10 protein-coding genes and 1 pseudogene are annotated in these 15,863 nt (G+C 42.0%); 6 read left to right on the forward strand and 5 right to left on the reverse strand.

Features of this window, described 5'->3' with window-relative positions; genetic code table 11:
• Position 1: 1 nt before the first annotated feature.
• From AOG26_RS13625 to AOG26_RS13635, 3 genes are all read right to left on the reverse strand, one after another.
• A complete protein-coding gene (locus AOG26_RS13625; RefSeq protein ID WP_054562983.1) occupies positions 2-2,446 on the reverse strand; it encodes a glycoside hydrolase family 127 protein in 2,445 nt (814 codons plus the stop codon).
• A 77-nt stretch (positions 2,447-2,523) separates the two neighbouring features.
• The gene (locus AOG26_RS13630) at positions 2,524-3,861 is read right to left on the reverse strand and encodes an MFS transporter (protein ID WP_054562984.1); all 1,338 of its coding nucleotides are present in this window, start codon (positions 3,859-3,861) and stop codon (positions 2,524-2,526) included.
• A 271-nt stretch (positions 3,862-4,132) separates the two neighbouring features.
• Complete coding sequence (locus AOG26_RS13635; RefSeq protein ID WP_054562985.1) at positions 4,133-6,949, reverse strand: TonB-dependent receptor; 2,817 nt, start codon at positions 6,947-6,949, stop codon at positions 4,133-4,135.
• Between the two features lie 608 nt (positions 6,950-7,557).
• Here AOG26_RS13635 and AOG26_RS13640 point away from each other — a divergent pair.
• From AOG26_RS13640 to AOG26_RS13650, 3 genes are all read left to right on the forward strand, one after another.
• The gene (locus AOG26_RS13640; protein ID WP_054562986.1) at positions 7,558-8,520 is read left to right on the forward strand and encodes a glycoside hydrolase family 43 protein; all 963 of its coding nucleotides are present in this window, start codon (positions 7,558-7,560) and stop codon (positions 8,518-8,520) included.
• Positions 8,521-8,873: 353 nt separating this feature from the next.
• Positions 8,874-12,293 carry a LamG-like jellyroll fold domain-containing protein gene (locus AOG26_RS13645; RefSeq protein ID WP_054562987.1) on the forward strand — a complete coding sequence of 1,140 codons (3,420 nt, stop codon included), beginning with the start codon at positions 8,874-8,876 and terminating at the stop codon, positions 12,291-12,293.
• A gap of 52 nt (positions 12,294-12,345) precedes the next feature.
• Positions 12,346-12,843 carry a hypothetical protein gene (locus AOG26_RS13650; RefSeq protein ID WP_235575496.1) on the forward strand — a complete coding sequence of 166 codons (498 nt, stop codon included), beginning with the start codon at positions 12,346-12,348 and terminating at the stop codon, positions 12,841-12,843.
• Positions 12,844-12,847: 4 nt separating this feature from the next.
• On the opposite strand, the gene AOG26_RS13655 is transcribed toward AOG26_RS13650, so the two are convergent.
• Positions 12,848-13,798: a GGDEF domain-containing response regulator gene (locus AOG26_RS13655; protein ID WP_054562989.1), complete on the reverse strand. Its 951-nt coding sequence runs from the start codon at positions 13,796-13,798 to the stop codon at positions 12,848-12,850.
• Between the two features lie 503 nt (positions 13,799-14,301).
• Between AOG26_RS13655 and AOG26_RS13660 the strand changes: the two genes are divergently transcribed.
• Positions 14,302-14,736 (forward strand): DUF4019 domain-containing protein, encoded by a 435-nt coding sequence (locus AOG26_RS13660; RefSeq protein ID WP_054562990.1) that lies wholly within the window; start codon positions 14,302-14,304, stop codon positions 14,734-14,736.
• Between the two features lie 174 nt (positions 14,737-14,910).
• Positions 14,911-15,306, forward strand: coding sequence for a DUF4019 domain-containing protein (locus AOG26_RS13665; RefSeq protein WP_054562991.1), 396 nt, complete (start codon positions 14,911-14,913; stop codon positions 15,304-15,306).
• Between the two features lie 208 nt (positions 15,307-15,514).
• On the opposite strand, the gene AOG26_RS21090 is transcribed toward AOG26_RS13665, so the two are convergent.
• Positions 15,515-15,763, reverse strand: coding sequence for a pentapeptide repeat-containing protein (locus tag AOG26_RS21090; protein WP_160316769.1), 249 nt, complete (start codon positions 15,761-15,763; stop codon positions 15,515-15,517).
• Between AOG26_RS21090 and AOG26_RS21095 the strand changes: the two are divergent.
• Positions 15,729-15,836, forward strand: a pseudogene (locus AOG26_RS21095) (hypothetical protein); the annotation flags it as partial. The gene AOG26_RS21090 and the pseudogene AOG26_RS21095 sit on opposite strands and share 35 nt — an antisense overlap.
• Between the last annotated feature and the right edge of the window lie 27 nt (positions 15,837-15,863).

Here is a 15,863-nt window from a genome sequence, read left to right on the forward strand (position 1 = left end):
TTTATTGTGCGTTGATTAAACGAATACCATAGATACCACCGGCAACAGAATCTTTGTCGGCAGTAAAACGTAAGGTCAACGTTTTCGACTTTTTCATTGCTTCTGTTAATGGGTAATCAATGGTGTAGAACTCATCCGTTGGTTTACCTACAGGCAAACTAACTGCAGCTAATTGCTCGCCATTTAAATTAATAGAGAAATGACGATCTACATCGCCAATAAAATAGCGAACACGCAAAGCAACCGCTTTTTGTTCTGGGTTATTAAGCTGATATTCAAACCAACCTGTCGCATCGCGCCAGTGATGACCATTATTAACACCTGCACGGGTTCCTTCACCTTTAAAATCGTGTTCGACTTCAGGTTGTTGCTCACCCGGCGTAATTTGATCAACGGTTAATAAACGAAGCTGCTCTTTCTCTTGCTCAGCCGCTTTTGCATCGGCAACAAATTGCGTGAACTCTGCTTCGCTTTGCTGAGGCCAATACACTTGATAGCGACTATCGTGTAAGCGGAAGAACGGAATTAGCTCTGTGCTCTTAGTGTTATCGATACCTTGCTTGGCAATCGCCACATTTTTATCGGCGATAAATGCGAGCTTTTGGCCCGGTTTACGAGTGAGATCGGCAATAAATTGTTCTGGCTCACTCAGCATGATTGGAAGAGCCTCTGGCGGACAAGTTGGCCCAGCGGCGATGTGGCCCATGCGGCTATTGTCAGCAACAAAGTTAAGCTGCTCATTTGCAAATGCTTGTACTTTGGTAGCCATTACAACAGGCCCATACATCACAGAGTAATAATGCTGACCATCAGGTAGCTGCTCAGTATAAAGCTTAGGACTAAGTTCAAAGGCAAGCTTATCACCGCTTTGCCAAGCATGGCTGATACTGTAGTAACCGTCTTTTTCGGTTGCGCTTACAGCTTGTCCATTTAAAGTAAAGCTCAGCTCACCTTGCTGCCAAGACGGTTTACGAATATGAATCACCGACTCAGAGCTTTGCCCCTCAGACAAACGATTCACGGTCAGTGAGACCTTGTTATCATCTGGGAACTGGCTTTCTTGCGTGATTTGCAAACCCTGCTGTTGCCAGTTTAACGTGCTAGGAATAAACAAGTTTACCCATAGCTCTTTACCGGTATTGCTATAAATCAGCTCACCATATTTGCTGTGATTCTCAATACCTGAGCCTACACAACACCACATTGAATCTTGCACTGACGAATACATACGGTAATGCCCAGGGCGCATTGAGGTAAAGTAAACAAGACCGCCATGCTCTGGGTGTTGTGACGATAAAATATGGTTATATGTGGCGCGCTCATAATAGTCTAAATAACGCGTATAACCGGTTTTTAAAAATAATAACTTACTAAGTTTCATCATGTTGTAAGTGTTGCAGGTTTCTGGGCCTTCAACATCTTCAACCATTGGCGTGAAATCACTTTTATCATGGAAATGCTCACGTACCGAGTTACCGCCAATTGATACTGAGCGCTCTTGGCTGACTGTTTTCCAGAAAAAGTCAGCACCTTGCTGCCATGCTTTATCATCGCTGGCATTTGCTACTTTCAACATGCCAATAATTTTTGGAATTTGCGTATTTGCATGCAGGCCAGTTAACTTATCTTCTTTGTGTAATAAGGGTTCAATAATGATGTTATGAGAGAACTGACGGGCTAGTTTTAAGTAACGCTCATCGTCACTAATAAAGTACATATCAGCAAACACATCATTTAAGCCACCATGCTCTGAATACAGCATTTGTTGAACTTGTTCATCAGTTAGCTTAGCAGTGGTCGCTAAGAACCATTCACCTAACTTAAATAGCATTTGTTTGGCTTTATCACTGCCAGCAACGTCGTATGCATCACGCAAGCCATGGAAGATTTTATCGATGTTATAAAGAGGCACCCAGCGGTCATTTAAGCTGAATAAATCGGCTTTGATTTCACCTTTTTCAATCTGCTGCCACATTTCATCGCCATTTGGGATACCGCCTAAGTAACCACCAGTGGCTTGCTGGGCGCGATCCAGCTCACTCAGCATATAATCTAAACGCTGCTTTAATTCTTCGTCACCTGTGGCTGCCCACGCAAGGCTTAAGGCTGAAAGATAATGACCGCCAATATGGCCATCAAGGCCAGTACTTTCCCAGTTGCCATAGTTAGGCGCTTTTGGCTCAAGACCTGCTTCACGCAGATAAGGAGCAAGCAACTGATCAGGATGAAGAGCTAATAAATAACGCACATTCGTTTGCTGCGCATGTAAAAACGGGCTGGCGCTTAAACTTACTTGATTTAGGGCAAATAAATGTTGTTCGCTGGTATGTTCAGCATGCTCCACTGAAGCGGCTTGTTTACTGTCTGTTGGCATTTCACTGCAACCGCTAACAGTTAATATTGCAGCGCAAACGCTTGCTAAATAGCTAACCTTGAATGTGTTCATACTGTTGTCTCCCAGCGAATTATTATTTTAAAGAGCAAAGCGCACACACTTATTTAGTGTGTGCGTTTAAAGAGTGGTTATTTTGGTAGGCGCTTATGAATAACCATATCCGTATAGTACTCATCGGTAATTTTGTATTTTTTCAAAATCAGACCTAGTAAGGCGTGGAAAACACCCGGAATGATAGTTAGCATCAGTGCTAAGCCCATAAGGGTAAATTCAGTTTGCTCAACGTTAGGCTTGTACTCAAAAAATGCCAGTAATAAACCACCCGCTAAGCCCGCTAAACCGCCCCCGGCTTTTTGGCAGAATGAAATACCACCAAATGATAGACCCGATGCACGAACGCCGTCTTTAATTTCACCGTAATCAACGGCTTCAGCAATTGCAGACCAGAACACTGGCGCATGTAAATCAACCACAAATGACAAGATGATATAAAGCACAAACGCCGTCATCACATCGCCAGGCTGCACTACAAAGTACATTAGTAATGAAATAAATAGCACGGCAATTTGTGATTGACGGAATAGCTTCATTTTACAGTAGCGCTGGGTGATCCACGTACTTGCCACCATTGAGACAATAGATGCTGCAATACCTGCACTGGTAAAGGCACCGGCTAAATCTGGTACACCTAAGTAATAGGTTGCGTAATACATAGCAACACTGCCACGAATCGCATAGCCAAGCGTACCAAGCACACATGCTGCACACAGTAGTAACCATTGGTCGTTTTTAATAAGTACTTTTAATTGCGTAAGTACGCCTTCGGTTTGTGGCTCATGGGTAATACGTTCGCGAGTAGTAAAGAAGCAAAACAAAAATAGTGCTACGGCACATGCCGATACCAATGCCATTGCCAGTTTATAACCATACGACAAGCTGCCATCTCCCCAATATGAGGCAAGTAGCGGCACTGAAAATACGATCACTACATTGGCAATCTTAGCGAAGAACATACGGTAGCCATTGGCTGACAAACGCTCTTTAGGATCGGCAGTTAATACACCAATGTAAGAGATATAAGGAATAGCAACACCGGTAAACATCAAGGTCGCAAACAAGTAAGTGGCATAAGCCCACGCTAACTTCATGTTGTAGTCGAAATCAGGCGTGGTAAATAACAGTACGACCGACAAACCATATGGAACAGATAAAAATAAGAACCAGTGACGGAACTGACCCCAACGGGTTTTCACTTTGTCGGTGATCACCCCCATTAATGGATCGGTAAAGGCATCAACAAAACGCGCCACTAAGAACAACACACCCATATCAACCGGATCAAGCCCGTAGATATCGGTGTAAAAGAAAGACATAAAATAGAATAACGCTGCAACCATGACATTTACTGCCATGTCGCCGGCGCCAAAGCCGACCTTTTCTACAACGGATAACTTTTGAGATTCCATACAACAACACCCTAATTGGTCAATAATGAGCCGCCGCTCACTATTTCAAGCAATGCTAAAAAGCTTCAACATTGCGTATCAAATAAATTTATAGCCCTAGATATTACACAGCTTGGCCATTGCGTTCGTTATTTTTGTAAATTTAATGCTAATCCAATTAATAGTATTATCATACTTATTAAATCGCAACTCTTTTCGACCGATGGTTTGGTTTATAAAAACCAATAAAAAACCCCAGCAGAGCCGGGGTTTTTAGGTCTATAAAAGAAATTTAGAAAGAATAACGTGCACCTAGTGCGAATGTACGTGAGTAGATACCGTTACCAAAGTTAAATAGGTTGTCGTTACCTTCACCGTAGTAGCTCTGATATACGTCATCTAGGATGTTCGTTGCATCAAAAGTAACCACTAAATCATCATTCACATTGTAGCTAAATTGGAAGTCTAAGCTTTGCTCTGGACGATTCCAGAATTGAATCGGGTTAGCAAAGATTGCCGCTTCGTTACCTGTGTAGAACTCAGAACGCCATACATATGATAAACGCATGTCGAATGAATCACGCTCGTAGATACCTACGATGCTGTACGATTCATCAGAAACACCTGCCATTTGTGAATCAACATAACCAGAGATTTCACCTAACTCATTGAATTCAGGTGTATCTTGCTCTGAGTCAAGCATGGTGTAGCTTGCTTGCACACCAAAGCCGTTTAAGTACTCTGGTAAGTTTTCTGGGAAGTAAACTAAACCAACTTCTAAACCAGACAGTTCACCGTTTGAAGCATTCACTGGTGCACTTAATACATATGGGCGTGTTACGCCATCATCGCCTTCGCGCACAACTTGCTTACGACCCGCAACAACTAAGCCTTCTATTTCACGCTTAAAGTAAGCCGCGTAAAGTGAGCTTGTATCTGCGAAGTACCATTCAAGTGATACATCATAGTTCTTTGATTCTGTTGGTTTAAGCTCTGGGTTACCACCATTACCTGTACCGTATGTAGCACCTTCTGTTAAAGGATCGTACCAGTATTGCAGCGCGTTTAAGTCAGCAAAGTTAGGCATACGTAATGTTTCTGTGTACGCTACACGGCCCACTACATCATCAGTGATGTTCCAGTTAAGTACTAAGCTTGGTAGTAATGCGCTGCTATCAGCACTTGCTGAGCTTTCTTCAAATACATTTGAGTTCATGCCGCCAGACTCAGCAACAAAGTCCATATCTTGCTCGTAGCTTACATAACGTAAACCAAACTCACCGCTAATATCTTCCGTTAAGAAGAAGTTAGTTGTGGCATATAGCGCGTATGAGTTTTCTTCGATATCAAATGTTTTGTATACATCTTCAGCCTCAAGGCCATATACGCTACGAACAGCATCGCCGTTATCAAGCATGTAGCCACCGTCAGCAGTTACAAAGCTGTCGAATACGTCAGCACGGCCATCGAAATAATCATCAACTTGGAACACAATACCAGAACCATCACCTGCTGCACCCGCTGCTGCTAGCTGCTCAATTAAGCTAGCCACAGATGTGTTTGCAATACCAGTATCTTGACCACGTGTGTACTCTTGCGCAGTTCGTTTTTCGTAGCGACCACCGAATTTCACTTTATCAAAATAAGTACCACCAATTAGGTATTCAGCATCAAATGTGAATGTTAGTGCATCGCCGGCATTACCACCGCCATTGTCATAAATAGTACCTGCATTCCAGTTTTCGATAGCAGCCATATCTGCTTCGTTTACCGCTGTGTTTGGATCATCCCAAAACGCGATGCCTGGTACGCCGTCTTTATCATTAAAATCAACGTCAAGACCCGTCGCTACACGATCAAAACGCATTGCGAAGAAATCTGTTTCGTACTCACTGTCTTGGTAAACAACTTCTGTATTAATGGTTAGGTAATCGCTTGCTAGCCACTCTGCACCTAGCGCATATAAGTAGCTATCTGTTTTACCATATGAAAAGTCACCACTTTGGAAACCGCCAGCGCCAATCGCTTGCTTTTCTTTAACTACGTTAGTGCCATCAAACACAGTTGGTGTTTCAATGAAGCCGTTACCGTTTTCAAACGTATTTGAGAACCACATCGCGTTTTGCGATTCGTTTTCGTAACCTGTGTAGAAACCTTCAGCTGTGATTTCTAGGGTTTCATCTGGTGCCCACTGTAAAGATACAGACGCTGCCGGGCGCTTACGAAGACCGGTGAATGAAGTACCAAAAATAGCATCACGTGCTAATAGGTATTCAGTTGGCTCACCATTTACGTCTAAAGTAGAACCAGCCGCAGTAGGTAGACCTAACTCAGTACCTTGAGTCCAGAATTCATTTGGAACACGTGAATACGGTGAGTAGTTGTACTGTGGTTTATCAGTAAAGAATGGGAATGCAGCACCCGCTGTGATGGTGTCATCGCGGTAATGTGTTTCAGCATAAGAAATATTGAAAAGTGCACCAAATTCACCAGCGCCATCGATTTCCCAACGGTTAGAGAGTAATGCACTAATATTTGGATCAACTTCATCTGGTTGATCTGAGTAAATCGCACGTGCCGCTAAAACAACTTTTTCACCTTCGAAGTTGAAAGGACGGTGAGTTTTAATATCAATCGCACCTGCGATACCGCGTTCGATTTGGTCCGCCGAACGGGTTTTATAAACTGTTACGCCTGAAAGTAAACTTGCAGGAATGTCTTGCAGCGCCACATCACGACCCGCACCTGTAAAAATAGCGCGACCATTAACTGTGGTATTAACATCAGTAAGACCACGGATTGAAACCGCGCTTACTTCACCAGCACCACGGCCAGTTGTTTGTACACCCGTTACACGTTGTAATGCTTCAACTACGTTGTTATCAGGGAATTTACCAATATCTTCAGCAACAATTGCATCCACGATTTGAACGCTTGCACGTTTTTCATCTAACGCTTTGTTTAAACTGCCGCGAATACCTGATACTTGAATAACTTCCATCTCATCGACGTTATTCTCAGGAGTGTTTGGTGCTTCCTCCTGTGCAAAAGCAAATTGACAGGTAAATGCCATAACTACAGCACTGGCTATGTGTGTTCTTTTAAACATAAGCGGTGTTCTCCAAATTATAGTTATATCGGTCCGCTGAACTTTCCCCATTCAGTTACCGAAGAGTGACCACTGCATTGTGCATCGTGTGTTGTCAAAACGGTGCGCGAGTGTGTCTATATTTTTATGTTAATACATTGCTGCCTGAACTTTAATCATATTGTATGATTATTTAACAGTCAACTCTAAAAGCCAAATTAAAATAACTGCCATTATGTTTACAAAAAACGTTGCAATTATAACATGTTACAAACTCAAAGCATGCTGCGTTTTTGTTTTGGGAATTTATTAAGACCCATTATTATCAGCTACTTAGCGATTATTCGTTTGCTTGTTTTAATTTGTCTTTCACTCATCCAGAGCAACAAAAAAGGCTAACAAGTTATTTACCCTGCGTATTTTGATGCTACTATGATTAAAATACAATAATACAATATAGAGTTATTTTTTGCTGCACTTTTACTGGTTTGTTTCGATGTAAACAATCAGTTACTCAGTATAATCAGGCGTACACTGTGTATTATCTGGCCACTTAGAGCGAGTTAGAGCGAGCTCTGGGTTGAAAAAGCTGCAGTTCAAACAACAATTATTAGTTAATAAGGACACTCATGAAGAAATTGAAAGCGTTGGCGCTACCATTACTTTTTTCGAGCAGCTTAGCTGTTGCACAAAACCCATTATTTACCGATGTATTTACTGCAGACCCTGCTGCACTTGTTCACAATGACACCGTATACCTTTATACAGGCCATGATGAAGCACCTAATAATGACGTGTTTTTTGAAATGCATGACTGGTTAGCCTTTTCATCAACAGATATGGTGAACTGGAAAAAACACGGCCCAATCATGAAAGCAACAGACTTTAAATGGGCTAAAGGTGAAGCATGGGCTTCACACATGATTGAGCGTGATGGCACTTTCTACTTCTTTACAACCGTTCGCCACAACGACACAAAACCAGGTTTTGCAATTGGTGTTGCAACTTCTAAGTCACCAACGGGTCCATTTAAAGATGCAATTGGCCATGCACTGGTTACCGATGACATGACCAAGCATACGCCAAATGATTGGGACGACATCGACCCTGCTATATATACAGAAGAAAACGGCGATACTTACATGTTCTTTGGTAACTTAATGCCAAAATACGTAAAGCTAAGCGACGATTTACTCTCTCTTGATGGTGAAATTAAAACGCTAGACTTACCTAACTTTACCGAAGCGTTATGGGTTCACAAGAAAAACGACAACTACTATGTATCGTACGCATGTGAGTTCCCTGAGAAGATCTGTTATGCCATGAGTAAAAGCATTCATGGCCCGTGGGAATATAAAGGTATCTTGAATGAGATCGCAGGTAACAGCGAAACCAATCACCAATCAATTATCGAATACAAAGGTAAAGACTACTTTATTTACCATACTGGTGCTGTACCACCGATTGATGGCAAACCAAGTGGCGGGCGTTTTCGTCGCTCAGTGGCGATTGAGCCGCTTTATTACAACGAAGATGGCACACTTAAACGTATTATTATGACCACTGAAGGTCTAAGTAAACAAGACAAGTAATCTCAAAAAGGGCTCTTTAAGAGCCCTTTTTAGTGCTCAAATGTAATACAAATAAGCAAATTTACCGGAAAATCCTCACTTTCAGATAAGTAAAAACTTCCCTAAAAGAATAAAAACAGCGAAAAAAGCGCCAAAACTGGCAACTTGAAAAAATTAAAATCACGCTGTACACATTGTAAACATTGACACTTCGTGTTTACATATCAATTACCTTTGCAAAAGTATTTGCACATTTTAAATCGTACTATAAAATTACAATACTACGTTCTTATTAGTTTGATATAGGCACGCGGCAATTTTATTGACAACAATCGAATAAAAAAATGAATCCCAGTTTCAAGAGGACACATAAAATGAAATTAAATAAATTAGCCATGGTCATAGCCTGCTCTTTGGCTGTTACAGGTTGTGGCAAAGAAGATGGCACTAAGCTTGACACAGCACCAGCGGTTGCCGACCCGCAAAGTGCAAAACCGACAGTAAGCAGCAGTGTTGAATACACTGAATCAGGTAGCGTAATGGTTACCAATGTAAGCGTGCACGATCCTTCTGTCGTTAAAGTTGACGACACTTATTATATTTTTGGTTCACACCTTGCTGCCGCTAAATCAACTGATCTCTTAAACTGGGAAATGATTTCGAGCCTTTCAGCTAACGCAGCCGTTAATGAAAGCCCATTATTTGATTACAACTACACAGGTGAAATTGCCGAAGGTATTGAATGGACAGACGGTTTTACAGGAAACTGGGCTGCCGATGTAATCAAAGCGCCAAATGGTAAATTTTGGTTCTACTATAACCACTGTGCACAAGATAACCCAGATACACCAGATGTTGTTGATGAAGTATGCTGGAACCGCTCTTATCTTGGTTTAGCTGAAGCTGACAATATCGAAGGTCCGTATACAAACAAAGGTATTTTCTTACGCAGCGGTTATCGTACAGAAGCGGAGTTTGCAGCTTACCCACTTGATAATGGCCAAACAACATGGAATGGTGCCGTTGATCCTAACGCCATTGACCCTGCAGCCTTCTATGATGCTGATGGCAAACTTTGGATGGTTTACGGCTCATACTCTGGCGGTATTTTCGTGCTAGCAATGGACGAAGAAACAGGTATGCCAGAAGCAGGTCAAGGCTATGGTAAAAAGCTAGTAGGCGGTGACTTCCGTGCAATGGAAGGTGCATTTGTCATGTACAGCCCAGAAAGTGAATACTACTACCTATTCTTCTCTGTTGCTGGTTTTGATCTTAATGGTGGCTACAACATTCGTGTTGCTCGCTCTAAAACACCAGATGGTCCTTACCTAGATAATGCAGGTAATGACATTGCAGCTATCGGCGGCCTAGAGGTCGGCGAAAAACTAATGGGCGGCTTTGAGTACACGCAAGAACTTGGCGAAACAGCGCCTGCATGGGGCTACCAATCACCAGGTCATAACTCTGCTTACTACGATGAAGCGACAGGTCGTCATATCTTAGTAACGCATACACGTTTCCCACAAACGTCTACTGAGTTCCCAACCATTTCAGAAGCGCACCAAGTTCGCGTACATGAAATGTTCATTAACTCGTTAGGTTGGCCTATGGCTTCACCGCAGCGCTATGTACCGCTTGAAGGCGACAACATGGTTGTGGCAGATGAGCTTTACGGCTATTACAAATTTATCAACCATGGCAATGATGTAAATACAGATGCTATTCGCTCAATGCATATTGCTTTGAACGAAGATCACTCAGTAACGGGTGATGACCCAGGTATCTGGTACATGATTGATGACTCAAATATTAAACTTGAGTTAGATTCTGGTACTTACTTTGGCGTGGCTAAATGGCAATGGGATGATGCAACTAAAGCAATGGCTGTAACTGTATCAGCTACATCAAGCGAAGGCGCTACCATTTGGGCAAGTAAACGTGATGAAATTACGGATACTGCAAACGTGCTGGGCACTGTTCAAGAAGCACTTGATATCAAAACTGAATTATCAATCGCTGACGAAGGCTACTCATTACCAACCAAAGGTAAAGACGGTGCTGCAATTAACTGGGCAAGCAGTGATGAATACTACATCACCAGTGAAGGCTCAGTATTCATTCCAACGCCAGATCGCGGTGATAAAGCGGTTACTTTAACGGCTAATATCTCTTTAAACGGCGAGAGCACAACCAAAACATTTAATGTAAATCTAGAAGCGCGCCCAGAGTTTAAAAATGCGATTGCACACTATGCATTTGAAGACTCACTCAGTGATGGTTTAGGTAACCTTGATGATGCGGGTGTAACAGATAACAACCTATTAAATGTAGGTGCCGGTACAGCTGCATACGCAGAAGGTCAGACAGGTAAAGCATTTAACTTTGATGGTGCAACGGGTGTTCGTTTACCTGATGAGCTAGTAACAGGCGATGAGTACACTATTTCTTATTGGTTTAAGCCAACAGTACTAACTAACTTCACGCCTACATTCTTCGCATCAACGTCTGATGCACGTTGGATGAGCTTGATCCCAGGTAGTACACACTTTACGTCAACACCGATGCTTTGGAGCCGTTATTTAGCTGATGATGGCACAGATATGTGGAACCAAATCATTTCTGACTCTCCAGCGGTAATGGATTGGAATCATATTGCCATCACTTATGCTAATGGCACTGCAACACTTTATCGTGATGGTGTACGTGCAGGTTCGATGCCTCGCCCTGACTTCTTTAGCGAACAAACAGGTAACTTTGCCCTTGGTGTGAACTACGGCTGGGACTTACCTTTCCAAGGTCAAATTGATGAATTCATCGTTTATGACTACGCGCTAAACGGTCTAGACATTAATGGTGCGGCTATCAATAACCTGACAGATCCGACTAAATTCGAGAGCTTCATTACTGATGCGCTTGATTTAGGTGATGTATCGGCAGTACGTGAAAGCTTTGAGTTACCGCGTGTAGGCCCATTTGTATCTGGTATTAGCTGGACGTCAAACAACGAAGAGTACTTAAAACCGGTTAATGGTACAGCTGTTGTGACACAACCTAGCGCCTCTGCTGGCGACCAAGTAGTGACATTAACTGCAACTATTAAGTACAAAGACTTTACTGATACTAAGTCATTCGATGTAACCTTAAAATCACTTGCACCTGCTGAATACAGCTTCGAAGGTGACTTAAGTGCATTAAACGGCGCATACGCGGCGGGTAAACCAACGGGTGGTTTTATCAACAACACTGGTGGTAACGTAACTTTTGTTGACGGTATCATGGGTCAAGCAGTATTCCTTGAAGGTTCAGGTGTTCGTCTACCGGATAACTTAATCACGACCAATGATTACTCAGTATCTATGTGGTTAAAACCTGAAACCTTCACTGATTACACTACAGCGTTCTTCGCAGGTGCAAGTGCAGGCTCTTGGTTAAGTTATGTGCCATCTATGGCAGGTACAGGCCTAACTCGTTTATGGGCAAATAACGGTGCCTTCTTCGATAATGCAGAACTAGATAGCCGTATTCCAGCAAAAGAATGGACACATGTTGCATTCACTGTTGATGGTACGAACGGTGATGTGTTGAAGATGTATGTTAACGGTGAATTACAGCTAGAAACCGATGGCTTCCCGCGTGTATTCACGGTTCCTGGTGAAACAAATGAGTTTGCACTCGGTGTTAACTACTGGGATACACCTTATAACGGTGCTATCGATGAACTGAAAATTTTCAACGGTGCGATTAGCGCTGAAGAAGTAAAAGCACTCTTTGATGCAGCTGCTGCACAAGAGTAACAAAGTGAGGTGAGCTGCCTCACCTCAACTATTTGTTGTCTGGAAAGGCCGGGTGAAAACCCGGCTTTTTTCTAAAGCTTTAGTACCCCTTGCCGATACATACATATCATTCACTTTCATCGCTCTCATTATGGCTATTAACTCATTAGCAAGTGCGTTAACTATCTCAAACGCAGATACAGCAGTCAGTAATACCAACTCAAAAGTAGGCTACAAACTCAGCAGCCAAGAGATGAACAAACTCTCTGGTCGTGAAGTAGAGCCCGCTCAAAAAGAAGAAGTATCTAGCGAACTCCCCGCACATATTCGCAAAATGGTTGAGCAACTCGAAAAGCTCAAAGAACAACTCGAACTTGCCAAAGAGCAATTAGCCAAACTGCAAGCGCTCAAAAACCAAGAAGATGAAGCTGTAAAAGTGCAAGTTGAAACGCAGACCAAGATGGTTATGGAAATTCAAACGCAAATAATGACTCTTAGCCAATCAATTAGCGATGCGCTAAAAGAAGCAGGTATCAGCGACCCTGGAGTGCTAATGAGTGTCTTGGTATAAAACTTTAGAATTTAGGCTTTAAACAGAATTGATTACGCCCATTCTCTTTGGCTTCATACAGGTTTTCGTCAGCCTTTAAGAAAAGTCTCTTCCAATCTCTTGGAGATTCCGGAACAGTCACCCCACCAATTGAAATAGTTAAGTGACCACTCGGTGAGTCTTCATGGGGTATATGCTCTTCGTGCAATAAGTCTATTATTCGTTTTGCCACCAACTTACAGCCATCATAGTTAGTGTGTGGAAGGACTATGGCAAACTCCTCACCACCCCAACGTGAAATAAAATCAGTGTCGCGTGCTAATGCTCTTTTGACTGTGTTAGTAACTGATACAAGCGCTGCATCACCTGCCAAATGGCCATAACGGTCGTTATATTTTTTAAAATAATCAATATCCAGTAATAACACAGAGACTTCGGGTGACTCATGTCTTGCACTCAATTGATTCATCACCACTTCTAAATAGCGTCGATTAAAAACTTTAGTTAGCGAGTCAATCATTGAGGCTTCTTTATGTTGCTCAAGCAAAGCATTGTATTTCAGCTCTTTTTCAACACGTTTTTGCAGTGTTACTGCACTGTAGGGTTTAGCAATAAAATCATTGCATCCCGCGTCCCAAAATTTATATTCAAAGCTTGTATAATTTTCGCCAGTTAACATGATTATGGGGGTATGCTCAAACACAGGAACACTGCGAATTCTCTGACACAGATCAATCCCATCCATACCAGGCAATCGGTAATCTAGTAAAAAAAGTGAGGCTTTTAAATCACCTAATAGCTCTAACAATTGCTCGGCTGATGAGAAGCGCCTGAGATTGTACTTAGGTGATAGCACTTTGTTGATAACAGTAAAATCAAGATCACTGTCTTCAACCAAAACAACATTGCTTTCAAGTGTTGCTTGATTCAGATCCTTTTCAGCTTTTTTTCGTAATAAATTAAGCGAACTATCCATATAAAGTTTACCCTTATTGGTTCACCGTTGAGGGTAGTTTGCATTATCGGGATTTTCAAGTTACGACAAATAGCAAGGCTTCCAACCTATGAATAATGACTTTTAGGTTTGGACTTTGCCTTCCCGGCTATAGCCAACTTTCCCCTTTCTAACTTATCTCATAAAACCCCAAAAAGGGTCCGAAATCCAGTAACTATGCGGGCTCTGAATTATCGAGCACGCAAATACGAAACTTCCTTAGCAGTAAAAATAAGTGCTATTTAGGGTCATTGTCGTTACATTTAGCAGCTGTTAAAACGAATTAATTTGCTCAATAAATCAACAACATAAACTTAACAATTTAATCTACATCGCCACTTTGAGGACTCAGTTGCAAAGATCGTTAAAATAAAAAACAACACTTAAATCCCACTAAAAAGCCTTCTCCAGTACTTTTTCAGTATAGAAATCAACCAACTCATTCGTATTATGAATTCACCCTATGAACGAAGTGAGGGCGTCTTATGCGTCAAATTTTATTACTTTCTGTAAATGGATTTACGCTACAAAAACTGTTTTTACTGGCATCGTTATTGGTGTGCTTTTTCACCTCAGCTGAAGAAACAAGCCCTATTTCAACAGCGAGAGCATGGTTAACCTTGGTTGATTCTGGAGAATACCACGAGAGCTGGCAGCAAGCTGATCAGGTCTTTCAAAGCACCACGCCCAAAGCTCGATGGCAAACGGCCTTAAATCAAATACGCGTTCCTTTAGGCCGAGTTATGTCTCGCACCTATTTTGGCACAGCAAAATATGACTCATTACCCGGCCTGCCAAATGGTGAGTATTTAGTGGTCAAGTTTCAAACCGAGTTTATGAATAAAGAGGCAGTAGTTGAAACGCTCAGCCTAAGCAAAGCCGCCGATGGCTGGCATCCATTAGGTTATCTGATCGATTAGTTTAGAGCAGCGCAAAGCGCCCTTGAGTTTTGTGCTGTAAGATTTATCGACAGTTAAAATGCTTATCTGCGGGAAAATAAACCGCACAATTGATGAATAGTATTTATTGTTCGTCGCCGAAACATAAAAACATTTCAAGACGAATTCAATAAACAACAAGTAAATGGAATTGCTATGAGAAAAATGCTCTTATTGATCACTTTTTTACGCTGCTTTTGTGCAAACGCTGAAGAACTCGAAGTTATTCATCGCGCTAAAAGCTGGCTTACACTAATCGACAACGGTCAGTATCAGCAAAGTTGGCAGCAAGCAGATTCATTATTTAAACAAGCGATGCCACAAAGCAACTGGAGTAAAGCGTTAAAACAAGTTCGGGTACCGCTTGGCAAGGTGATTTTACGTAAGAATTTAAGCCTGATGAATTATGACTCTTTACCCGGAACACCTGATGGTGAATACGTGATCATTCAGTTTCAAAGCCAATTTATGAATAAAGAGCAGGCCATTGAAACAATTAGTCTCAGCAAAAGTAGTGGCCAGTGGCAACCTATCGGTTATTTTATTAATTAGGGCTCTAGGTTCTAGGCTCTAGGTTCTAGGCTCTAGGTTCTAGGTTCTAGGTTCTAGGTTCTAGGATTGCATTGTAGAACGGCTTTAGCCGTGAAGATTATGTGATGGACAAAATTCGGCACTAAAGTACCTCCTACGTGGAGTTTTATATGCAATGTAGGGCATGAAAAGGTGTAGATGGATTATGTTGGGTTTCGCTCAAACCAACCTACCCGAAGAATGAGAAGGGCAAGTGCTGAGAGGTACGCCACACAAAACAACCGCACCGCTCAGCTTGGAACTTTACTCTCGTTAACTTTACCCTCGTTAACTTTACCCTCGTTAACTTTACCCTCGTTAACTTTACCCTCGCTAACTTTACTCTCGCTAACTTTACTCTCGCTAACTTTACTCTCGCTAACTTTACTCTCGCTAACTTTACTCTCGCTAACTTTACTCTCGCTAACTTTACTCTCACTAACTTTACTCTCGCTAACTTTACCCTCGCTAACTTGCAGCTGACAGCTATAAAAAAAGCCACTCATAAATGAAGTGGCTTTGGTTGAGTCGATTTTTTA

The organism is Pseudoalteromonas sp. UCD-33C, from assembly GCF_001306895.1.
Classification (GTDB): Bacteria; Pseudomonadota; Gammaproteobacteria; order Enterobacterales; family Alteromonadaceae; genus Pseudoalteromonas.